Source organism: Flavobacterium aerium (assembly GCF_030766725.1).
Taxonomy (GTDB): domain Bacteria; phylum Bacteroidota; class Bacteroidia; order Flavobacteriales; family Flavobacteriaceae; genus Flavobacterium; species Flavobacterium aerium.
Window position 1 is genome coordinate 114,479 of sequence record NZ_JARQWR010000012.1, and the last position, 22,932, is coordinate 137,410.

Below are 22,932 nucleotides of genomic sequence, written 5' to 3' on the forward strand. Positions count from 1 at the left end.
GTTTAAAGTTTGGTCATAATCATCTATAATTATAATTAGTGCTATCAATATTAATAAAAAAGAGGCTGTCGCACAAATTGTGAAATAGCCTCTTTTTCAGTTTCTTATTCGAACTCCTATCGGAGCACGTATCTCAAATATTAAATTTTGAAAAGCTTGTCTTCTTGTGATAAAGAAACTACTTCAAATTCACTTATATTTATATTTGCAGGTATTTTATCTCTTAAGATTGGAACTATATATTGTCCATTAATACTATTAGCAACTTCGACAATTGTATTTAATTGATTATCATGAATAGTTTCAAGCTGGTCGTGCATAATAAAATGTAAGCATTCGATATCCATCTTGTCTGCAAATTCGATATAAGCGAAATCAAACGCAGCAATTTGACCTTTTTTCTTTCCTGTACTTGGATTTCCTTCAAGATTAGTTACTACAAGTTCGTATCCTTTTTCATTCTTCGGTGCGCTTAATAAATAAGGCTCTCCATATAGTCTGTCAGACATTACCGAAAAATATTTATTAAACTCCGTAACTCTATTTTGAATTTGACTATCCTTTGATGAAATGCCAAGATTTATCTTATCTAAATCTTCATCTATTTGACTTAATTTTTCTTGAGAATATAACCATAATCTTTTTTGCTCTTCTAAATTACCTTTTTTCTCAAACTGTTTATTTAATTCTAATATAGTTACTTCAAAATCTTCTACTAAAGCAGATTTATTTAATATTAGCGTTAGCGAGTCTTCTTCTTTACGAAGTATAGCAATCTCAGACTTTGCTTTTCGAATTTGTACTTCTATTTCAGGAAGTTCTTTTGTTATGTATTGTAATTTTTCTGAAATTAAATCATTATGAAATTTGACTGTGTCTTCAAAAGAGACCTGGATATTCGAGATTAAGGATTGGGCTTTTTCATAAAGAGATTTTATTTTACTAGTATCTATATTTGTATACTCTTGTTCTAAATCTTCTTTGCTCTCATTAATTAAATCTTTTCTAATTTCTAATCTGCTTAACTCAGTTGCTGTTCTATTTAATTTTGATTTGATTTCATTTAATTTGTCAACATCTGAACTATAATTTTCGTTCAGGTTAAATTTGCTTTTTCTTTCATTTAGTTCATTAATCTTTCCATTCAAAAATGCAAGTTGTTGTTCTATTAAAGATAACTCACCATCTTTTTTTAATCTTTTTTGAAAATTCTCTTCCCTAGTTTTTTCCTTTGACAATAACTCTTTTTCATTATGACTGTCTGTATTAATTCCAAGCCAGAATAGATAAAGAGCTTCGTATTCTTCAATTCGAGTAAATGAATTTAAAACTTTAACGATATTCATCATCTTGTTTTTCTCATCTCTAATATTTTTAGAAATAATTTGTTTAAATGTCGGTTTATCAACTTCCGATTTAAAAATTAATTCTTTTAATTTTTTATCAAATTCTTTGTCATTGGTAATATTCTGTCCGTTTATTTCCTGTAATTTCTTACTTCTCGCTAAAAAGTTTTTTCTAATGGCAACCTCATTATTTACTGTAGCTTCAAGAGTATCAACCAAAATAACAGTAATTATAATTTCATTGCTTTTTAAAAAATTTTCGATTACAGTATTTGGTTGCTTTTTAAACTCTGTATCTTGATAAATATTTTTCCCATCTGCACCAAAACAATAATCTACTAATCTTAATACAGTAGTTTTACCAACATTATTACCTGTAGTTTGTTGTGAACTATCTATAGTAGTTTCATCAACAATTAAATTTATTCCCTTATGAAAGTGAATATCTCTAATTATCGTGTCTTTATTTTGTATGATAAGTTGCTTTAAAAACATTTTACTATTAATCCATTACTACCCTTTTTAACAACTCCTAATATAAATAACCAATCTAGAACTAATGAATATAAGTTCAACGATATTTTATTTGATTTATTTACTGAAACAAACAATTCAAAATAGTCAATTTCATTTTCATCAAATGAACTGAGTTTTTCTATTACTTTCCCTCCTAAATAATACAGATCTCTTTCCGGATTTATGTTTTTATTTATTATCATAATTTAGGTGGTTCTTCTAAAATATTACAACGCATAAACGCATCAACCATTATAATTAATAAACTTAATTTTACTGCTTCGATTGGTAAATCTAAAACCCTATTACTTGAGTTTTCTATATTTTTCCAAAGTTCATTTTCAACATTTTCAATTATAGTGTCGGCATGTAATCTTATATCTTCAATCCCATCATATTTACCTTTTTCTTTTAAATAAATAGTTTTAATGTTCTGTAGAACAAATTCTTTCTTTGTTGAACCTTGTTTTTCTATTTCTTCGTACAGTTTATTTAATTTACCTTGATAAACAGCATATTCTTCAATAATAGGCTTAAAACGAATAACATTATTATATAAAATCTTATCTTCTGTAGATGGAGCGTTTATTGTCTCGGTTATTAAAACATTTTCAAATATTCTATTTCCAACAAAACTTATAACAACATTTAAAGCAGATGGATTTTTGATAAGAACGTTATTTCCAGAAATTAATTTAAGAATTTTAGCTTCATGATCTGTTTTCCATTTTTTAAGAAGATGCACAGGAAACTTAGCCTCATTATTTTTATTATCAATAATTACATGATGCTCATCACAAAGCAAAATTAAATTCCCAAAATCCCTTCTTTCATCATCAGTACTATCCTTATTCCATCGCGGACCATTCGCACTTGCCGCTTCAATATGACATATTTTACTTATAATTGACTCACCATCTTCAGCGATAAGCTTTTTTGAACAAGTAGGTTCTGCGCACTCATTTCCTGATAACGTATCAAGTCGTCTGACAGTAGTTGGTTTATATTGCCTTGCTTTGTTCTCTGACATTTTATTTTTAGAATGATGCAAATTTACATCTTTAAAAGTAGTATTTTGATTTAATTCGATAGCTAATATAGAATTTATTTTATAACTACAATTACATATTTTTTTTAAATGGGAAAATATCGATTAATCAATTCTCTCTGCTGTGAACTATTTACTTTAATATATTTTTCAGTCGTTCCTGGCCATTTATGTCCTGCTAGTTCCTGAGCTTGTTCCAAAGGAATCTTTTTTTCATTAAGCCAGTTGCAGATCACGCTCATGCGGATTGACTGCGGATTGAGTTTCCGATCAGGAAACAATGACCTGAGCGGGTCAATCATGGCATTAATACTGTCTACAGAAATAGGCTTGCCAAGTTTTGTGATAATGAATTTTTCAGTTTTACACCTTAGCATTTCTATTCGCGTTTCATTTATATAGTTGAAAAATAAAATCATCTGTTTAGGTACCAGATGCATTGTCCGTTTGTTCAGATTGGTGGAAGCCTTGATATAAACTGTCCCGTTTTCCAAGTCAATATCCTTTACAGTAAGCCTTATAATCTCATCGCTGGTAAGTCCCTGATAAATCAGCAGCGATAGTATGACATTGTTTCTGACATCCAAATGCTTGTAACGGTTTTCACGCTGCATAAGGAGCTGCAGCTCCGAACTGCTGAACAAGTCCTGAACCTGTATCGCCTGGTTGCTGTTCACTTTAATATTCAGGCGTTTGCATGGATGGTCATTTCTATAGCCGCTCATAACCAGATAATCATAATACTTTTTAATTGCTGATAAAATGACAACCCGGTATTTACTGTTGGCCTGCTGCAGGCTGATTTCATCCATATACTTGACAACATTCTGGTATTTGTATCGCTTGGCCTTGGGATTTAATTTTAGAAAGTGATTGATGGCAAACAAATAGCTTGATACTGTCTGTTTACTATAATTTTGGAGCAGGAACTGCTCTAGTGTCTGTTTTGCCATGAGCCCATTATTTAAAAGGTTATCAGTTTTCGTTTCTTGTTCTTGATGGCATAGATATAGGTTGTATTTATATCGGAATGTCCTAGAAAATTTCTTATAAAATCAATCCCAGCGTTATTCTCAGCCAGATGATAGGCAATACTGTGGCGCAGGCAATGCAGGGTAATATCCTTTTGTATCAGTTCGTATTTTTGGGTCTGCTCGATCATTTTTTTTAGTATCTCATTCAGGTTCTCTCCACTGGCACGCTTTCCCTTACTGTTGATAAAAAAAGCCTCTTCCATTTGGCTTTTTCCTACCAGTTTTAAATTGCGTTCGTTCTGTATATAGTTTTTCAGGTATCTAATAACCGTATCGCTCATAGGGACTTCCCGTCTTTTGCTCCCTTTTCCGCTTTTAACGATGAGCATTCCGGTGTTTAACTGTATGTCCCTTAAATTCAGTACGCTTATTTCTGAACGGCGAAGCCCGCACCCATAGGCAACGGACAGTAAAGCTTTTTCCATGTCATTCTCGCAGTACTGGTACACGATTTTTATCTCTTCTACGCTCAGGATATTTCTAGGCTTTTGAATCCCTCCGCTATAGGCTGGGATATAATAACCGTTTTCAATTTCCTTGTTTTCCATAAGGTTCAAAAGGAAGAGTCCCTGTACAAAAAGATGGAACTTGATGCTTTGCTGTGACAGTGTTCCTTCGCCTCGTAACTTTGGTCTTGCAATGAGATATTCAAAATACCTTATTGATTCTTTAGAAGTCACCTCTCTAATTTTAGTAATCCCTGTCTCTTCCAGCCATGCCAAAAATTCCGTGAGGGCATTTTGATACATGCGCCCTTTTCCTGATTTGTAATTCCGGACTTTTACAAAACTGTCAAAACTCTTGGCAAGCTTTTGAAAATCAGGGGTTTGTATAGTCTTTTTCATTGTTTTTTAGTGTTAATGAATTATTTTGTTTTGAAGCCTCGCTTGCGCACTCCGTGGAACGCGGAACGCCAGTATCGTATTGCCAGTATTTGCAAGGGCTCAGGTGTTCCGCTGGCGTTCCGGGGTGTTCCATTTTGGCTTTTTCCTTGTTTTTAAAACTCTTCGAGCTGCTTGTTTAAATCTTTCTTTATCCTATCCTTTAGTTTTTCCATATTATCCCAATAACCGACTACGTATTTAAAGCCCCTGTTTACAGAACCTTCAATTGCCTGAATGTATTCGAGTTCCTGCAGGAGCTGCATGTAACGGAATGCCGATGTCTTGCTGATATTAAGCTTATGGCGAATTTCCCTGATAGTAAAACGGTGTGTCGATCCATTTTTTTGGCTCTTTACGTAGCCTTTGAGGTTTTCAAAAAACTGCCTTGTGCTCTTATCCAGTTCGTCTACTTTGATGATAATGGAATTGAAGAATATGTCCACAGCAAAGCGAACATCGTCTTTGGTGGCAATTAGCCTGCCTTGCGCATCGGTTTTTCGCTGGTACTGATGCAGGATGGCAATCTGTGATACAAAATTCTGGAATTGGCTGTTAAGCCGTCTGAGCATCTTGGCTTCGAGGGGAAGCATTAGTTTATCTGCAAAAGGATTTATTACTTCGTAGGATTTCAGAACCCGTATGGAATTTCGAAGCAGCTGTGTTGCCTGCTGCTGATTCTCAATACTGCTTTTCCCCGCTATTTTCTTATTTTGAATCTCTATAATCCGCATCGTCTGTGCCTGGCTTTCATCCACGCCCAAAATCACCGAACGGCTCATATTGTCATAATACACCTCAGCTTTGGTCGTTGTGGTAAGGCTCGCAAAGTGTGCCTGTACCTGTTTCATCCTTCCTCGGTTATTACCAAAGACATCCTTGACCACTGTGGAACTGGTTAAAAATTTGGCGGACTGCATTTCCCGAAAGGCATACTGCGCCTCTTCGTCCAGCCCGTCAAAATCCTGAATTACTATCAGTTTATTGATTAGCTCCTTATCCCTGTAATGGTAAAGCGACTTGCTGGTAATGCGGGTCATGTTCATTACATCTTCCTGCGGCATGCACTGGGCAATCCCGTTAATCAGGTGGCTTTTTCCCTCACCGCTTGATCCCTGAACCAGCCCGTGCATGAGGTATGGCATTTTATAGCTTGAAGCCAGTACAAAAAGCAACAGCCTGTTTTCCTCTTCTCCGACAATCCCGTTCTGTTCCAAAAGGGCAGTGATATTTTCCAAGAGATTGGGTTTGGAGAGGAAAGCAATTGCTTTTTCATGGGCCTGCGGTGTAAGTTCCTTTTGGGAATACTTATCCGTCACGGGATTTATTTCTGCTTCAAAAAGCAAATCGCGATGCTGTTCCAATAAGTCCGTGAGCTGTACAAAATCCGCTTCCAATTCCTCGTAATCAAAGCCTTGTTTCTCGGAGAGTTCCGTGCACTGGTTCTGTACGTTCCCAAAATCAAACAGGTCTACTTTAAGGCGGTGCTTCTTCTGCGTGCTGGCCTCCACAATTTGAAGCGATACCCTCAGATTTCCTAAGTCCATAGGCAGGTTGCCCACAACATAAAATGTCCCTGTTGTTCCCTTGTAACTGATTTTGTAATCATTGTGCACCTGCAAGGCGACACCTCCTTTTTCAGTCTCCGCATTTTTAAAAAGTTTCAGTATTCCGTCCGTTCCATAATTGACCCACATGTCATTTAGACTGTGTCCCTCTGGCAATTCCACAATGGACAGGGGCACATCGGGTCTTAGCTGCTGCATTTGTAATCTGATCTTCTCCATAGTCTTACCGCTTTATCATTATTATTGCTTCTAATTCATGTAATGCTTTGATAGCTTCCTGATGTTGTGGCAATAGTTCCCCATCGTGCAGCGATATAACCGCTTCCCTTTGGTCAAGGATTTTGCTTTGAAGCAGGGTGGCACATTCGATAACTGACCAGACGATATAAAGCCGCTTGGTCAGCGGATGCGGGTAGGCGGGATAAATGCCTTTATCATTCAGGAATTCTTCTTTTGGCGAGTCCAAGTCAAACCGAAGGGCAAAAAAATTGACGATGGTATTTTCTTTGTCCAGCAGTGGAAAAATAAGCCCGTAACGTCCAAAAACGGTATAGGAGGTCATTTCGGTCTCCCATCTGACCGGGGCGTAACTTTTGGTAAGCAGACCCAGGCTTTCAAACTCATCTTTCACCTTTTGCGGCTTACGGTGATGGAACTGCCCGGAGTTAAAGCCAATCCTGAGTTCAGAATAATCCAATCCGATACCCCTGAGGTACGCATTGGGCTTTAGAGCCTTGGCACTTCGGATTCCTGTTTCAAATGACCGGAAAAGGCCTTCTAAATTTTTCATAAATATTAATGGTTTTCCATTATTTTCAGGCCGTAAGGTGACCCGTAGCCGCTGCGGGACTGTATGCTGTTTTAGGGAATGGATAAAGGGAATAATTTGAGTAGAAACCTGACAATCTGTATCACGGTTATCAAAACTTAATTAATAGCAATTCCAATATTCGGGAGATCATTCTTCTTTCTTCACCAGCCCTCTAAACAGCGAAAGCCCATTTTTAGATGGTCTTTTTAATCCGTTTATTTATCTTCTGACAAATATAAAAATGCATTTTTGAAGTTATCCAAACAGTGGTGTTGCTGGCGCCATTTGTCTTCTAATGGCGTTATGTTTAAGACATTTTGTTTTCAGAAGGCGATAATAATTCAATAAAACTTGAAAATAGCTATCCGTTTGAGACATGGCAGCAAGCTTTATGAATCCTTAAGTATGGGAAATTTTTGGGTGGAGCCCTTATGGGATAAATTAAAGATTTGCAGTGGTACATAAATAAAAATTGTATTTTTGTAATGACCGGCAAGTAAAAGAAACATAAAGATGTATCATATCCATTTTTTATATACGATACATTGTAACTCTTGTTTTTTACATTGCAGGGATTATAACAACTAACCTTTACCTTTGAATTTATGACTACGATAGCAAAACCAAATCATATAGGCCGCAAAATCAGCCGTATCCGTGAACTTCGCGATATGAAGCAGGATGCGCTGGCGCAGGCTCTGGGAACCACCCAACAGGCAATATCTATTATGGAGAACAGTGAAACAATTGAAGACGAAAAACTAACTGAAGTAGCGAAAGCTCTTGGTGTTAGTATAGAGGCTATAAAGAATTTTTCTGAGGAGGGTGTTATTAATTATTTTAATAGTTTTACTGATAATAAAGGCCCCATATATACTGGAAATCATTGCACTTTTAATCCTTTAGATAAATTGGTAGAAGCATATGAAGAAAACAGAAAACTTTATGAGCGTTTGTTAGAAGCAGAAAGAAAAAAATAATCTATTTGAATCTTCTCAAATAAATTGTAAATAGTAGTTTTTACCATACATAGACTACTTAAAGGGCAGTCTGTTTTTTTGCTAGGTGTATAAAGTTTCTATTAACCTAAAATTTTCTGCGTTTATCCTTTCGTTTCATCCGGTTGGAAAATGCCTCTTCTTCATGATCTTCCCCTTGAGTACTGGGCAATAATCCTCCAAATGCTTCCATAAGATTGTTTCCGTGATGGCTATAAGGCGTATCGTCCTTGCCCGAAAAGTCAAAAAGAGTATGTGGTAGGTTTATTTCTATTTTTTCAGTAACATCATTTTTTGAATCGTTAATTTTATGCAGAGGCAGTTCTATTTTATTACCGTTATTCCACCAATCGTTGAATACATTGGCCGAAAGGTTCTTGCCTAACTCGGAACCGTTCCATACAGAATGGGATTCATGATCGATAAAGGTCATGCCGTAGATACGTCCTTCACCATTTCGGCGCACAACGGTATTGATACCCTGTTCCATTAGCTGTTTCTTAAATTCTGTTTCGTTTTCAGTAGTCCGCATTGCCAGCTCAATTTTGTCTTTGACTGATGCCTTTGAAGGATTATCTTTTAGTTTTATCCTGTTTTGCCCGTAGTGGGATTGCAACTCTGCGTAGCCAGCTGTCTTGCCAAAGAGCGAAGCCTTGAAGGGATTACTGGCTTTGTCTCCCTGCTCGTTTAATGCAAAATATACAATTCCCTGTTTGGGGATTCCGTTATATTCCCCTTTGACTTCTTCTGCCGTAACATTAAATAGAGAAAGCAGGGCATTATATGCCCCAAAACTTTGGAATTGATAGTAGTTGGGTAAGTGGCGCAGTACAGAAGCCATCTGGCTCTTTACATCGCCTGCTTTGTAATTTATTGGTCTGAATGCATGGCTCCGTGGGCTCTGTTTGTGCTCGGTGGCCACTATTAAGCTATATTTTTTTTCCAATGCCCGGCAAACGCCCATCGAACGCATTTTCTCAAACTTATCAGATATTTTCCTGCCTTCCTCATCCACGCAGACCGATACGATATGGATATGGGCACGCTCAATATCAGTATGCTTGAATACTACAAATGGCTGTTCCCCGTAACCCATCTCCTGCATATAGTCCTCTGCGATAGTCCTAAAATCATTATCGCTTACCTTATCTCTCGGGTCAGGGTTTAATGAAATATGAAGTACTGGCTTTTCAGTCCTGCGGTTGGCTAATAAATATAATTCAAAAGAACGGGATAGCTGTGCTATAGAATAGCTGCCATCAGGTGCTTCAATTATCTTCTGGGTAGATAAAACCTGTCCGCTTTCCTTATCAACTTTAAGCTGGTTATAGGAAAGCGCACCAATTAAATTTTCACCCCTGTTAATTATTGCTACCATTTCTGATGCTATTTTTTAAGGTAGTTTATTTCGAATTCCACTGTAAGCTGTATTATCTTTTGGGATAAAACAGCAAATTCTGCTGTCTGCTTTTCAAGCTTATATAGGTACGCTGCAGCTTTCTTTTCGGAAAAATTGTGGTACAAGATCTTCACAACTTGATTATAATTTACCCCCACAGCTCTGAACTGTCCGAATAAGGCAGTAAGGCGCACGTAATATTCCATTGCTGCCTTGTCGACCTTTATTGTTTTGATAACTTTTTGGAAAATACAAGCTGTAATAAAGTGCGCCTTTACATTCATGCCGGACTGTTCAAATAAGGACAGGAAGCTGGCATTCTCTTCAGCGGTAAGGCTGATAGAATAGCGGTGGACAGCGGGATCATTTTTAGGATGCCTGCCACCTTTATGAGGACTGGTTTTGCTGTTGTTTTCCATAACTTTTAATACTGCTGGTATGGTACTGATTTATTCTTCTAAACAAGAAACAATAAAAAGAAAACGAAGGTAGCACGGGCGGTTTTGGCTAACCAAAAGCTTACGGCATAATGTCTTGTTCGTGCCTCACAATCCACCCTTGCGGGACTTATTCCGTTTCCTTTTGGCCTGCCCACAGCCCGTCCTTTTAAAATGCTTTCTTTTTCTTTTTTTCGGTTTTTCTGTTTTCTTTTGAAAATATCTAGTTTTTAGACACACGATAAAATGATATATTAAGTCCGTAATTGCCTGCCATTACAAGATGGGCTTAAAACGTTCGTTAAAATAATTGGTTACATCATCCCCGAACTCCCTGAAGTGGTGTTCAAGGATGTTGTCAATGTAGGAATAGAGCGTTGTCTTTTCTTCTTTTGTCAATTGGACAATACGGAGCAGCCTTTCGTGATATTCGGGACGTATATAGACTACCTTTCCGCTTCTGCCTGAAGGAAACCGATTGACCAGAAATGTTTCCTCATAGTCCGCTTTCTTTGAAGAAACGCTTCGGGCTTTTTCCCTAGACTTGGTTTCCTGTGGCACTTGTAGCGCTGCTTCCTGCTGTATAGTATTGCCGAGCGGGGAAGCAGGCTTATCACCGCTGATTACGTTCATAAGGTAGTCCTCATCAACATTGGGTTTTTCAAAATCGTTGTTTTTGTTATCTGAATCCATGTTTAATCTTTTTATATATGAACTATTTTTAAAAATTCCTCGACAAACAAATCCATCCTGACGGCTTTGAGCAGTTGGGGTTCGGCTGGCAGTAAGCTTGACCTGAATATATAACTGCCTGTGTCGTCCGTTTCCTTGCGGAAACGCTTGCTGTCCATTATCCTTGTTTCCATAATAGACAGTCCCAGTTCCTTAATGACACTTTGATAGGCATCATACAGGCCCGTTTTTTCCCTGCCGTCCACCTGATTCCAAAACAGCCGTATAACTTGTTCCTTGTTGCCGTCATCGGTCTGCGGAAGCCCAAGAAATGCCTTGGTAAAGCTCAATGTGCTTTCCACGACCAAACGGTCGGCGGTAATGGGCGAGAAAATAAAATCCATTGCTTTTAATGTGGTCAATACTCCTTTGGTATTGGCTGTTCCTGGCAGGTCAAAGAAAATAACGTCCGGAACAATTGCCAACTCACTTACATATTGCGAAGCACTCTGCAGAGCATTTTCAGCCTTGCACCTGATAATCGGATACGCCTTTTTGTTAATGGATTGATATTGTTTCATTGCCGCCTTTTTGTGGTAGTCATTCTGCATTACGGTTTTCATATCCCGTTCCCTCATATTGCTCAGGCTGTATTGCGGAAAGTCGCAGTCCATCACCAGTACATTAAATCCTAAACGGTAGTGAAGCACACTTGCCAGCAAAGTGGTCATCGTTGATTTTCCAACACCTCCTTTTTGGGTGGAGAAGCTGATTTTTAAAGTTTTCTTTGTTGTTTCCATTATTTAAAAATTTATTGTTGCTTTTTTTATCTGTTTTGCAGGAATGAATATTTGTGCATCTGGATTTTCCCTTATCCCGATATTCCTGCATAGCCTTTTGGGCATTTTTATGTAGAGTCGTCTGCATTTATTTTTGCCTTGTAAAGGATATACTTTAGCAAGCGGAAAGCCTTACAAAAAGCAAAACGCTTTACTGTTTTTAAAACTTTGTACTTTTATTGCAGACTGTCTGTATATAGACCCATTTTATTTCCTTGTTGGACTGCCTTTTTTACTGCCTGCATTAAAACCATAAGGCAAATAAAGCGATTGATTGGTCTGCCTGTGGATGTATGGCACATATAGGCTTTCAAAGGCACTGTTTGGCGCAATAGTGGAGCACATTGTTTTGTGGGAGAGGGATTTATTCTGTAAAGTATTTTTTTTGTTATCGGATTTAGACAAAAAGAATAGGACTATCCATTCAAAAGGAAACAGCCTAAAGCTGTTTTTTCCTGCTAACTTTAATCCGCCTGAAAGGGCGGGTTTTCCTTTCGCCAGAAAGGAGCAAGTTGTGTTCTGAGCTGCTTGAAATACTTTCCGCAGCTCAAAACCACTTGCCCTTGCAGGGGCAGTAAAAAAACTCCGAAGTCGTTTTTTAATTAGTTGTATCGAATGTTTTCAGTGTTAGCTTCCTTCCTTAATAAGTTCACCTGATTTTTTTAGTATCGATATCATATTAAACATCCTTTCAGGTTTACGACGTTTTTTATACCCATATTTCTAAGGTTATTTTTAGGTATCAAAGGAAAAAACTATTGCTTTTTGTCCATAAGGCCTGTATTTGCTAGCCTTTTTATGTGTTTTAGCTTTTTTAGTAGGCCAGTAAAATGGCTCGTTTTTTGCAAATTTTGGCTCGTTTTTCGTAACAATCCTTCCAGAATATTGTTTTAATTTAGCTTTACAAAACACTAAAGATGTGATTACTAGCTAATTTTAGCAGTATAAGCTGGGCTGAATTGGTATGTGCGAATCTCATATAAAATATGATTCACAGAGAGGTGAAGAGAAAACATGAAAATGGAAGTCTCTTTTAAAAATACTATAGTCGATATAATCTGCTGGCTTTGTATTCTGCTATTTGCATAGACTGATATAAGCAAAATATTAGAATTTGAATTTTGTTATTCAACTTTAAGTCACAAACGGCCTTTTCTCTCCCGTTTTGATATGAGATAATCCTGAATGGATAAGGGTTAATTATTTATTTTAAAGAATTTTACAATATAGTTATCAATTATAATAAAATTTAGCCAACGTTATAAGTAAAATGGATCGTTTTTTACATTTTTTGGATCGTTTTTGTCAACAATCCTTTGACAGTTATGCTTTAATTTAGCTGTATAAAATATTTACCCCCGTGATTTTTACAAAAAAAAGCTACATATGTGAGGGTGGTTTGGTATGCCCTCAAGTGAGATTATACTGGAATACTGTAAACGTTAAAAGCAATGACATGAAAACATCAATATCCTTTAAAAATACTACAGCAGACATAATCTGCCTGCTTTATATACTGCTTTTTGTTTACGCGGCAGTAAGCAAATTGCTCGACTTTGAGAACTTCCGTATACAATTAGCGCAGTCGCCGCTGTTAAGTTCGTTTGCAGGAGTTGTGTCATGGACAGTACCGATAATTGAACTGCTGATTGTAGCATTATTGTTATTTCCATCAATGCGGTTCTGGGGACTATGGACAGCATTCAGCTTAATGGTCATGTTTACCGCTTATATATTCATTATTTTAAACTACAGCCCATTTGTCCCTTGTTCCTGTGGAGGAATTCTGCAGAAGATGGGATGGGAGGAACATTTCATTTTTAATTTTGTTTTCATGATGCTGGCCGCAGCAGGTATCCTGATACTGCGCCGGGGTGTGCCAAAGGCACACTTTATTTCAAAACCTGCTGCACTGGCCAGTGCCTTTTCTATGACAATATTTTTCAGCATCGGTATTGTTGCCTTGCTGTTTATGGTATCAGAAGATATAATCCATCACCGAAATAATTTTGTCCGTCGTTTTCCTCCCGGATTGGCCAGCCCGATTTTTGAAAAGAAACTTGATTTCAACAGTTATTATCTGGCTGGATTTGGTAATGGTAAAATCTATCTGGGCAATATCACGGCTCCCCTTACCGTAACTATTCTGGATACCCTGCTGCACAAGCAGGAGCGCTATATGATTTCTCTTTCCGATACCCAGTTAAATTTCAAATCCATCAAAGTTGCCGTCCGCCCTCCATATTTCTATGTTTTTGACGGTTCGGTTCCCTGTCTTTTTAGTGGCAGAACATCAAACTGGAAGGCCCAGTTGTGGCCAAATAAAAAGGCATTCTTTACGAATTTTGAGCCTATTGATTCTATAACCGTTGCTTTTAGGGGCATTGATACCAAGTCAAAAGAAAATATTTTGGGTATTGTATCTGCCCATCAGGGTTCAAACCTGAGACTGTCTGACAAATTACTGCAGAAGCAGATTGACGGGGTGTTTGATACCGATGGAATGCTGCTCTATAATGCACAAAAACAAGAGCTGCTCTATCCTTACTACTACCGGAATCAATATATCGTTGCAGATAAAGATCTCAACTTGAAGTACCGTGGAAAAACGATAGACACCAACACGATCGCAAAAATTAAGGTTGCCTTTCATTCCAAAGAAAAACAGAGCCAGTTATCGGGCCCGCCCCTGATTGTAAATAACGATGCAGCGACCGATGGCAAGTACCTCTATATAAATGCAGGCCTAATGGGAAAGTTTGAGCGCAGCTCCATGTGGAAAAAAGCGTCTATTATTGACGTCTATGATATTGAAACCGCTACATACATTTCCAGTTTTTACATCTATAATAAAGGAGATAAAAAGGTAAGACAATTCAGGATCAACAGTGGACGGCTTGTTGCCTTTTTTGGTGAAGATATCGTTATATATAAGCTTCGCTACTAACAATATAAAGAACTACTGATCAGCAGCAGGGGAAGGTTGAAAACCTGTAACAGAGTAAACCGTAATTTAATATTAGAAACCATGAAAAATAGATTTTTCAAACCGGGGCTGCAAATTGCAGCCATTCTAATCGCAGCATTCGGTGCATTCGCCTTTAGCCAGGCACCCGCAAAAGATGCTTCATTAGCAATTGTTTTTGGCAGAATGCCAGTTAGCTGTGCTGACACCAACATCCAGTGTCAAACTGAAGATGTAGGCCCATTATGTAAAAGCGGCACTACCACTCTATATGAGTGGGACGGCAGCGGCTGTGCACAACCATTGCACAAAATACCGCAGTAGTTTGTTTAACCCTTAAAGTTCAATGCCGGGACAGATGTTCCGGCATTGTTTTAATTTCCTTATGGCATAGTACCAATTCCTTTGAGGTAGTAGTCAAACCAACAGAGAATCTTATCACAGAGATCTTTACAAGCTTCGGGTGCTGCCAAAGCATGGCCTTCTCCCGGATAAATAAGCATTGTATGCTTTTTGCCTAATCTACGTAATGCTAAATGTAATTCCAGACTTTGCTCCCACTTAACAGAGGAATCTTGTTTACCATGCCAACTCAACAATGGTGTGGTGATATTTGCTGCCTGTCCTACGGGAGAATTTTCGATATAACCGTCAAAGTCCACATATAATGATCTGCCCATTCTATACTGTCCATTCTCATATCTAGAATTTTGCACCTGTCTGCTGCGAATATCCAGTGTGCCACTTATCATATCCGTTACACCAGCTCCTGCAACCGCTGCTGCAAACAGCTTTGACTGTGTCACTATAAACGAAGTTTCATAGCCGCCAAAGGAATGTCCGATCAATCCTATATGATTTTCCTCTGCAATCCCAAGTTTTATAACTGCCTTTACCGCACCTTCCACACAATCAACTGCCGATCTGCCCGGCTCGCCAATTTCGTAGGTGATATCCGGGTACAGTACCAAGTAACCCTCAGAAGCATAATTTAGCGGACTAAACCCTAATGTATCGTATTGGGTAGGCTTAGCATAAGAATGGAATAAGTAAGACTGCTTTTCATATATAGAAACAATCAACGGGTATGTCTTTCCGAGTCTAAAATCAGGCGGGTAATATAATTTCCCCTGCAATTTATTCCCGTGCGCATCCGTGTATGAAATGAGCCGGACTGTTGCTTTTTCGAAATTATCTTCATGCACATTGCTTCGTACCAAAACTTCCGATTTGCCCTTTGCGAGAAACATTAGCTTTGGAGCGGTTACAGCAGTTTCGTTTATAAAAATATAGGCGTTCCTATTATGTGCCTTTTTTAAACGGGAATTTTTTGCAGCTGTGTAAAATAACTTTTGCAGTTTACTTTTATTCCAATAATAATATCCAGTTGCTTTATCGTCTCCTTGTGATTCCAGAACCAGCCCATTGTTAGTGTCGTAGCAGTCGCTTACAAAATTGAAACTGTTTACTTTCGATTGCAGTTTGTTGACAGCCGATAGCCGATAGGTAGTACCTCGTTTAAAACCATCGGTGATTCGCTGCCTGTTTTTGCCATCGGGTGACATCAGCCAGATATCATAGCGGTCATAAATAATGACCCTGCCATCGGAAGTCCAATCGGGACTTCCGTAGGGATGAGATGGCGATGGCCGGTCATTTTCAACATCTGTCAGAGGTGTAGTCATGGTACCCGTCAGGCAGGTATGTTTCATTGTTCTTGTGTCATATACCCACCAATTCTTGAGATCAAAGTAGCTGATGTATCGACCGTCCGGGGATGCTCCCATGGTCAATAGCTTGCGGTTTTGTTTTGTGGCCAGCAACGTTGTTGCGCCCGTTTCTACATTTGTAATATAAAAATCAGCATAGCCATAAACATCGTATTGGGGCTCATAGTCCTGCGGATGGTAACCCACAAAACACCTGTAGTCCGGTGCAAAAGTTCCGACAGGACGTCCCTGCGTTGCGACCTGCACCACCTTCTCCTGCTTTGGAATCCATACCGTCACCATCGGTGCATATTCATAGTTTCCATAGATTTTTTCTCGCGGGTATTCCCAGACTGTTTCGGAATCCCACACCTCGGGGATTACAGAGAAATCTGCAGGTTTTAACTTTGCGCAATGAAAGACAACTTTATTGCCGTCATCACTTATATCTAATGCTGTAGAGCCAAGAGGCCTATCAATGTATCTATCCTTCAATTCGGGAAATTTTTCACGATCTAACATTTCTAAAACAGGTACAGTCTGGACGTTTTGGCAATAGCCAATATTGTAAGTACCTCCGTTTTTCGCCATGAAAGCAAATGTATTTCCATTTGCAGACCAAACGACATTACTAAAATCAGAGCCTTTCGCAATGGCTATTGGCTCAAATTTTCCGCCATGCTGTGGCTGTAATAACAATATACTATCGGAAGTAATACCTACAATACCGGTTCCCTCATGAATGCTAAAAGACAGTACTCCCGCGTAAAAATGCTCACTACTATTATTAAGGCTCAATATTCGCAATCCCTTTTCATTATTGCTTTCCAATGCGACCAAGAATTTTCCCTTGCTGAAAAATTCTGCCTTGTCAATATCATTGAATGATTTGGTAATGCCGGTATTGAGGTTGTGTAAAAGCAGGCCGCGTCCAGGCGCGCAAAGCTTGACCCATTTACCATCTCCACTAAAACAAGCATCAATGCAATCAGGATATGCAATCTTTATACCCGTCTTTACATTTTGTATAAAGAGCGTGTCAATACCGGTATCATAATCAAGAATATAACTTATCCATTTGGCATCAGGAGAAATTTGCTCGCTTGTCAATGTATTCCATTTGTCTGCGTCAGACCAAAGCATTTTTCTCTTCGAAGCCTGACCGTAAATTGCACCGAGCGAAAACAGCATTACTATAATCGCGTAACTATTTTTACTTAACATGTTTTAGTAACCGGGGTTTTGGTATAGGTTGCTGTTCAAAAGGATTTCTGTTTCTGGTAACGGAAACAGAAGGTGCGTAGCATCCCATGAGGGTTTGATTGCTCCAATGACCATTGCCGCTTTATTTGTTCGTACTAGGTCAAACCATCGGTGTCCCTGTTCGGTAAAAAGTTCCAAACGTCTTTCTGCCATAATAGCATCGAGTAAATCCGCAGGGTTTGTGGAAACATTGTCAGAAAGTCCAGCCCTATGACGAATTACATTCAAGTCCGAACGCGCGCCATCTATATCACCAAGGTGCGCCAGTGCTTCAGCCCGTATCAAATATTGTTCGGACAATCGCAGCATTATCGTAAATTCCTTAGACGTACCGGTATTAATTATTTGCTTGTATTTGAATGGATAGTACCACGTATTGGTTCCATTTGTGGCACTTCCTATCCAGTTTGCGCGGCGAAAATCTCCTGCACTGAATGCGTTTACAAGTGAATTATCGAGGGCGAAAAAAGGCGGCGGTGTTGCAGTAAATACAAATGTCCGTGCATCAATCGTGTTAGCGCCTGCGAGTCCTGCGTGAAGCGACCATATCGCTTCGCTGCTTTCTTTTAAAAAGACAGCTGCCGGATCCTGTACTATTACGTATAAAGTATTGCCGATTACTGTGCTGGCCTCGGCAGCAGCCAAATCCCAATTTTCGTTGTACAGGTATATACGCGCAAGCAATGCCGAAGCAGCTGCTTTGTTTGGCCTCACCCTAAAAGAAACAGCATATTCATCTGGCAGTAACATTTTCGCCTGCAATAAATCGGCAATTACTGCCTCATATACTTCAGGTATGGATTGCCTTGAAACCATTGCGTTAACATGATAATCTGTTGTAGTTATATATGGAATTTTGCCGAAAACATTCATTAGGTGAAAATGCAGCAACGCACGAATGAACAACGCTTCACCTTTTAGTTTTTCCTTGTCGGCAGTCTCTATTGTTTCAGAGTTTTCTAACCCTTCAATCAGCGCATTTGCCGCATATATCTGACCATAGCCCGTGTTCCAAAAGTTTGCAACAGATGAGTTTGTTGCGCTGACCGTATGGTTATAATAAGGCGCGGCTGCAGAACTGCTGCTATAAACAACCAGTTCGTCTGAATAAGATGCCATCAAAGCAGAAAGTCCCTGACCATTCGCGGAAACAAGACCACTTTCGCGCATTCGTGCATAGATATCTGACAATGCTGCCGTCGCCGTCGCGGCATCATTATAAACCGCTTCACCCGTGAGCTGCGATTGAGGTAAATCTACCTCGGTAAAACTTTCGCAGGCCGAAAACCAAGCCGCCAGCGTTAGAATCAATATTATCTTTATAGAATTATATGTTTTCATTGTGTATAGCTTTTAGATTAGAAACCAATTTGAAATCCAATTGTGAATTGACGAAGCGGCGGCAGGTATAATCCGGAACGGTTCTCAGGATCGGCACCTTTGTAATTTGTAAAGGTTAGCAGGTTTTGACCCTGCAGGTATAATTTCCCGGTGAATGCCTTGCTCCAGTTTTCGGGAATCTGCCACGAAAGGCTGATGCTCTTTAATCTTACGAATGATGCATCACTTATGGATGCACTGCTATTGCTGAACATGTCCGCTGCATTAATCGCATCATCATTTAGCCCGCTCGTATACATTTGGCTATACGCGCCCGTTCCATCCTGTGGCCAATGGCTTGCAACTTCTGCAGCCTGATTTACCATTAATCCCGGAGCCAGTGCCGTATAGGCAAAGTTCCTGCCTTGCTGTTTTACAAATTGAAACAGGAAATCCAGTTCCCAACTTTTGTAATTGATTTTGTTTCCCAATCCACCGAAGTATTCAGGAGCGGTATCTGCAATATATTGGCGGTCGCTTGCATTGATTATACCATCACCATTGTAATCCTCAAAAGTGTAAATACCCGTTTGGGGATCGATACCCGTGTAATGGTACACTTTGGCAATGCCCAATGATTCGCCTACTACCAATGAATTCGCATAGGTAGAACCTTCAAGTCCGGGGAATGAAACCAGTTTGTTTTTAGAAACCGAAAGGTTTACCGTTGTTGTCCAGTTAAAATCCTTTGCTTTGAGGTTGACTGTTCGCAGTTCTAGCTCTACACCAGTGTTTTCTACGGCTGCATCAAGATTTGCCAGTATTGATGGAAATCCTGTAGTGCCCGGCAATGGAATACCGACCAGCTGATTTGATGAACGGTTCTTAAAATAAGCCGCGGAGAAAGACACATTATCGTGAAGAAAACCAAGGTCGATAGCGGCCTCGAATTTCCTATTGGATTCCCAGCCAAACTGCGGATTATAAAGGCGTGTGGGCACCATTCCAATAATGCCGTTATAATTATTTGTCGAAACGGAATAGGTATCGAGGAACTGGTAATCGCCGATCTGGTCATTGCCCGTTATACCGTAACTAGCCCTTAGTTTTCCGAAACTAAGAAATGTAAAGTTATCCTTTAGGAATTGCTCATTTGAGAAAATCCATGCGCTGCCGATTGCCCCAAAGTTTGCAAAGCGATTTCCCGGACCGAACCTACTGGAGCCATCGCGCCTGCCCGTAACATTGACAATGTACTTGTCCGCCCAGACTGCGTTGAGGCGGGCAAAAAAAGCATTATAACGGTACTCCGACAAGATATGGCTTTGGACGGCTCGGTTGGTAGCGGCCGCCAAATTATTGATCAGGCTGTTGCTCACGAAGCCGGAACCCGATTGTGAAAGCTGTTCCCCATTTTGCTCCTGAAACGTCGCACCGATAAGAGCGCTTAACTTCAGATTATCCCATTTCCTGTTCCAGTTAAATTGCGGTTCGATGATCCACGAACGACGTGAGCCAGTACTTACCGCTAGTGATGAATTAGCACTTGTAAGCCCATAGGAAGGATTGTACATTGTCGATGGTGCAGTCCGTATTTCGGATATACGGCTGTCATTATACCCAACGCTTGTTCGTAATTCCCAAGCTGAATTAAACTTATAAGCCAGTATTGCATTTGAAATCAGGTTCTGTGTTTTAGCAGAAAATTTGGCTTCCAGATAGCCCAATGGATTATTGAATGTCCCATTTTCCCAATTTAATTTCCCTTCATTATCATACAGGGCAGGTGCATTGGGTGGCAGCATGTATGCCTCGGAAGTCAGATCAATACCGGGCAGTGCATTATTATCGGAAACATAATCAGCCGAAAATATCAGACTGAATTTTTCATTATCAGAACGGTGTGTAATGCTGCTATGAACAGAACCCTTCTTGTACTTTGAACTGCCCGGAATGACAGTCGTTTCATCACGGAATGTTCCGCTCAAAAGAAATTGTGTCTTCACTGTGCCTCCTGAGACTGAACCCTGCAATGTGTTTATCTGGGCTGTGCCGCCGATCAGCTTATCTTGCCAATCGGTATAGCGGTTACGATCCCAAGTACCATTTACATCATATTCCCAGTCAGGATATTCAGTTATGCCGTCATTTGCAAAAGCTTCATCCCGCATGGCGATATATTGCTGTGTGTTCATCAGGTTTACTTTCCTTGCGACTACCCCGAATGTGGTGGCGCTGCCGACTGTAAATCGTGTTGCGCCGGCTTTTCCTTTCTTGGTTGTAATAAGCACCACACCGTTTGCTCCTCGGGAACCATAGATTGCGGTAGCATCTGCATCTTTTAATACTTCGATACCTTCTATATCTGACGGGTTAATGCTATTAAGAGGACTTGTTGTTCCCGGCATGATTCCACCGGAAAGACCTGTTGTCATTACCGACTGCGAAGAATATGGGACACCATCAATAATGTAAAGCGGGGCGTTTCCCTCAGTGCGTATGCTGTTGCGGCCGCGAATCTGAATATCAAAAGCCCCACCGGGAAGCCCTGTGCTTTGTGTAATGTTTACTCCCGACATACGCCCCTGCATCGCAGCAAGCGGATTGCTTACCGATTGATTTTCTATATCTTTTGAAGTTATTTTAGCAATACTGCCCGTGCGTTCCTTGTCCCTAACTTTATAATACCCAGCATTGATAGTTACTTCCTTAAGCTGAGTGCTATCTTCGGACAATATTATCTTTATTGAAGTTTGGTTTCCAACGATAATTTCCTGCGTGGCATAACCTATAATTGAAAAGACGAGTACGTCTGTTGAATTAGCGGTAATTGAAAAATTGCCTTTTTCATCTGTTACGGCTGAATTGGTAGTTCCTTTAACTATGACTGTGACGCTTGGAAGTGGTCCAGCGGCATCGGTAACGGCACCTGTAATCTGCTGTTGTGACTGCTTCGCGTAGCTTCCAAACGTTAGTTCAGTTGCGTAAATTGGATTGGAAAGCAGCATTGCGAAAATAAAAATGCAAAGACAGGAAGGCCTGCCCTTGTTTAATGAAAGATTTTTCATAATTTTAAAAAGGTTAAATGAAACGAGAGTTTGTTTTTCCCAGCCTTCTATGCTAGTTTCGACGCGAGATAGAAGGCTTTTTCTTGGTAATTATTTTGGTATTGGGTTTGATCTGAGTAACTTTAAAAATCTAAATGTTTATTTGGGCTTGAGGAATGACCAAGGGCTAAAGATTCAGAAATGATTTACCTAGAATTACATGCTTGCTGAATTTCTAAAGCCCATTATTGTTACTTAATAGAAATAGCCTGAGCCTGCCTATGACTAACTCAACAAAGACAATATAGCCCAGGCATTGTGTGTAGCTAATTTTTTTTACTCATAGGCATGCTGGATTTAACGGTTAAAGAATAACTGTTGCGAGACATGCAATATGGAAGTAAACGCTAAGAATGAAGCTGAAGTAATGAATTGAGGCCAAAAAAAGAGGCGCGGAACTCAGCTTATTGCACTAGAGGTATTGGCCATACCTTACCACAAATAAGTGAGCCCACGCCGTTTGACGTGAGCATCTTACTTATCATCTCGTGGTAATTTGAAAAGGCCAATTTTCTAGTACGAGATTCAAAGCGAATGCTTCAAATATTTTTATGAAGAATCGCAAAAGTACATTACTTTATCGTAATGTAAAACAAATATAACAAAAAGGATTAACGTGGTAATATATTGCCACGTTAATTTGATTAAATTTAATCAAATTGCCTAAAACTTAGGCTATGATTAGTGAAGATACAAAAAGTGAGTTTATATTACAATTCGGTAAACGACTAGCAGAAATTAAAAAAGAGAAAGGGCTGAGCTTTAGAAAAATTGCAAAGAATTGTGATCTAGATGCAAGCTTTATTAGTAAGATTGAAAAAGGAACAGAAAATATCACTTTAGAAACGATACTTAATTTGTTGCATGGATTGAAAATACAACCTAAAGAGTTGTTTGATTTTGATGTTAATTTAGATAAAGAATAGTTCTACCAGATTATTCAAATACCACATAAAAAAATAAGATGCTTTCAGCATCTTATTTTTTTATACGGAAAACCGTAACACATAATTGTAAGT

At 39.1% G+C, this 22,932-nt stretch carries 18 protein-coding genes; 4 read left to right on the forward strand and 14 right to left on the reverse strand.

Annotation, left to right across the window (positions count from 1 at the left end; translation table 11 throughout):
- Positions 1-140 precede the first annotated feature (140 nt).
- The 7 genes from P6733_RS15935 to P6733_RS15960 all read right to left on the reverse strand — a co-directional run bounded on the left by P6733_RS15935 (position 141) and on the right by P6733_RS15960 (position 7,183).
- The gene (locus tag P6733_RS15935; RefSeq protein WP_306353932.1) at positions 141-1,841 is read right to left on the reverse strand and encodes a DUF2326 domain-containing protein; all 1,701 of its coding nucleotides are present in this window, start codon (positions 1,839-1,841) and stop codon (positions 141-143) included.
- On the reverse strand, positions 1,832-2,065 hold the full coding sequence (locus tag P6733_RS18000; RefSeq protein ID WP_372339308.1) for an ABC-three component system middle component 6: 234 nt from the start codon (positions 2,063-2,065) through the stop codon (positions 1,832-1,834). The genes P6733_RS15935 and P6733_RS18000 overlap by 10 nt, the downstream gene beginning before the upstream one ends.
- Positions 2,062-2,892 (reverse strand): ABC-three component system protein, encoded by an 831-nt coding sequence (locus tag P6733_RS15940; RefSeq protein WP_306353933.1) that lies wholly within the window; start codon positions 2,890-2,892, stop codon positions 2,062-2,064. Before P6733_RS15940 ends, P6733_RS18000 begins: the two co-directional genes overlap by 4 nt.
- Positions 2,893-2,996: 104 nt before the next feature.
- Positions 2,997-3,863: a tyrosine-type recombinase/integrase gene (locus tag P6733_RS15945; protein ID WP_306353935.1), complete on the reverse strand. Its 867-nt coding sequence runs from the start codon at positions 3,861-3,863 to the stop codon at positions 2,997-2,999.
- A gap of 11 nt (positions 3,864-3,874) precedes the next feature.
- Positions 3,875-4,789, reverse strand: a complete 915-nt coding sequence (locus P6733_RS15950; protein WP_306353936.1) for a tyrosine-type recombinase/integrase — start codon at positions 4,787-4,789, stop codon at positions 3,875-3,877.
- A gap of 152 nt (positions 4,790-4,941) precedes the next feature.
- Positions 4,942-6,612 (reverse strand): hypothetical protein, encoded by a 1,671-nt coding sequence (locus P6733_RS15955; protein WP_306353937.1) that lies wholly within the window; start codon positions 6,610-6,612, stop codon positions 4,942-4,944.
- A gap of 4 nt (positions 6,613-6,616) precedes the next feature.
- Complete coding sequence (locus P6733_RS15960) at positions 6,617-7,183, reverse strand: hypothetical protein (RefSeq protein ID WP_306353938.1); 567 nt, start codon at positions 7,181-7,183, stop codon at positions 6,617-6,619.
- Positions 7,184-7,809: 626 nt separating this feature from the next.
- Here P6733_RS15960 and P6733_RS15965 point away from each other — a divergent pair.
- Positions 7,810-8,184, forward strand: coding sequence for a helix-turn-helix domain-containing protein (locus P6733_RS15965; protein WP_306353940.1), 375 nt, complete (start codon positions 7,810-7,812; stop codon positions 8,182-8,184).
- Between the two features lie 106 nt (positions 8,185-8,290).
- Here the strand turns inward: P6733_RS15965 and mobB are convergent, their stop codons facing one another.
- The 4 genes from mobB to P6733_RS15985 form a co-directional block, all read right to left on the reverse strand.
- Positions 8,291-9,580, reverse strand: a complete 1,290-nt coding sequence (gene mobB, locus P6733_RS15970) for a conjugal transfer protein MobB (protein WP_306353942.1) — start codon at positions 9,578-9,580, stop codon at positions 8,291-8,293.
- An 8-nt stretch (positions 9,581-9,588) separates the two neighbouring features.
- Positions 9,589-10,020 (reverse strand): conjugal transfer protein MobA, encoded by a 432-nt coding sequence (gene mobA, locus P6733_RS15975; RefSeq protein WP_306353944.1) that lies wholly within the window; start codon positions 10,018-10,020, stop codon positions 9,589-9,591.
- Positions 10,021-10,314: 294 nt separating this feature from the next.
- Positions 10,315-10,731 (reverse strand): DUF3408 domain-containing protein, encoded by a 417-nt coding sequence (locus P6733_RS15980; RefSeq protein WP_127340925.1) that lies wholly within the window; start codon positions 10,729-10,731, stop codon positions 10,315-10,317.
- Between the two features lie 11 nt (positions 10,732-10,742).
- The gene (locus P6733_RS15985) at positions 10,743-11,510 is read right to left on the reverse strand and encodes a ParA family protein (RefSeq protein ID WP_306353949.1); all 768 of its coding nucleotides are present in this window, start codon (positions 11,508-11,510) and stop codon (positions 10,743-10,745) included.
- 1,495 nt (positions 11,511-13,005) lie between these two features.
- On the opposite strand from P6733_RS15985, the gene P6733_RS15990 reads away from it, so the two are divergent.
- Positions 13,006-14,496, forward strand: a complete 1,491-nt coding sequence (locus P6733_RS15990; RefSeq protein ID WP_306353950.1) for a MauE/DoxX family redox-associated membrane protein — start codon at positions 13,006-13,008, stop codon at positions 14,494-14,496.
- Positions 14,497-14,577: 81 nt separating this feature from the next.
- Positions 14,578-14,838, forward strand: a complete 261-nt coding sequence (locus tag P6733_RS15995) for a hypothetical protein (protein WP_306353952.1) — start codon at positions 14,578-14,580, stop codon at positions 14,836-14,838.
- A gap of 59 nt (positions 14,839-14,897) precedes the next feature.
- Here the strand turns inward: P6733_RS15995 and P6733_RS16000 are convergent, their stop codons facing one another.
- Genes P6733_RS16000 through P6733_RS16010 form a run of 3 tightly spaced genes read right to left on the reverse strand, consistent with a single transcriptional unit; the run spans position 14,898 to position 21,874 of the window.
- Positions 14,898-17,447, reverse strand: coding sequence for a S9 family peptidase (locus P6733_RS16000; protein WP_306353953.1), 2,550 nt, complete (start codon positions 17,445-17,447; stop codon positions 14,898-14,900).
- Between the two features lie 3 nt (positions 17,448-17,450).
- Entirely contained in the window at positions 17,451-18,827 is a 1,377-nt protein-coding gene (locus P6733_RS16005; RefSeq protein WP_306353955.1) for a RagB/SusD family nutrient uptake outer membrane protein, read from the reverse strand.
- 17 nt (positions 18,828-18,844) lie between these two features.
- Entirely contained in the window at positions 18,845-21,874 is a 3,030-nt protein-coding gene (locus P6733_RS16010) for a SusC/RagA family TonB-linked outer membrane protein (RefSeq protein WP_306353956.1), read from the reverse strand.
- A 716-nt stretch (positions 21,875-22,590) separates the two neighbouring features.
- On the opposite strand from P6733_RS16010, the gene P6733_RS16015 reads away from it, so the two are divergent.
- Positions 22,591-22,839, forward strand: coding sequence for a helix-turn-helix domain-containing protein (locus P6733_RS16015; RefSeq protein WP_306353958.1), 249 nt, complete (start codon positions 22,591-22,593; stop codon positions 22,837-22,839).
- Positions 22,840-22,932: the final 93 nt, after the last annotated feature.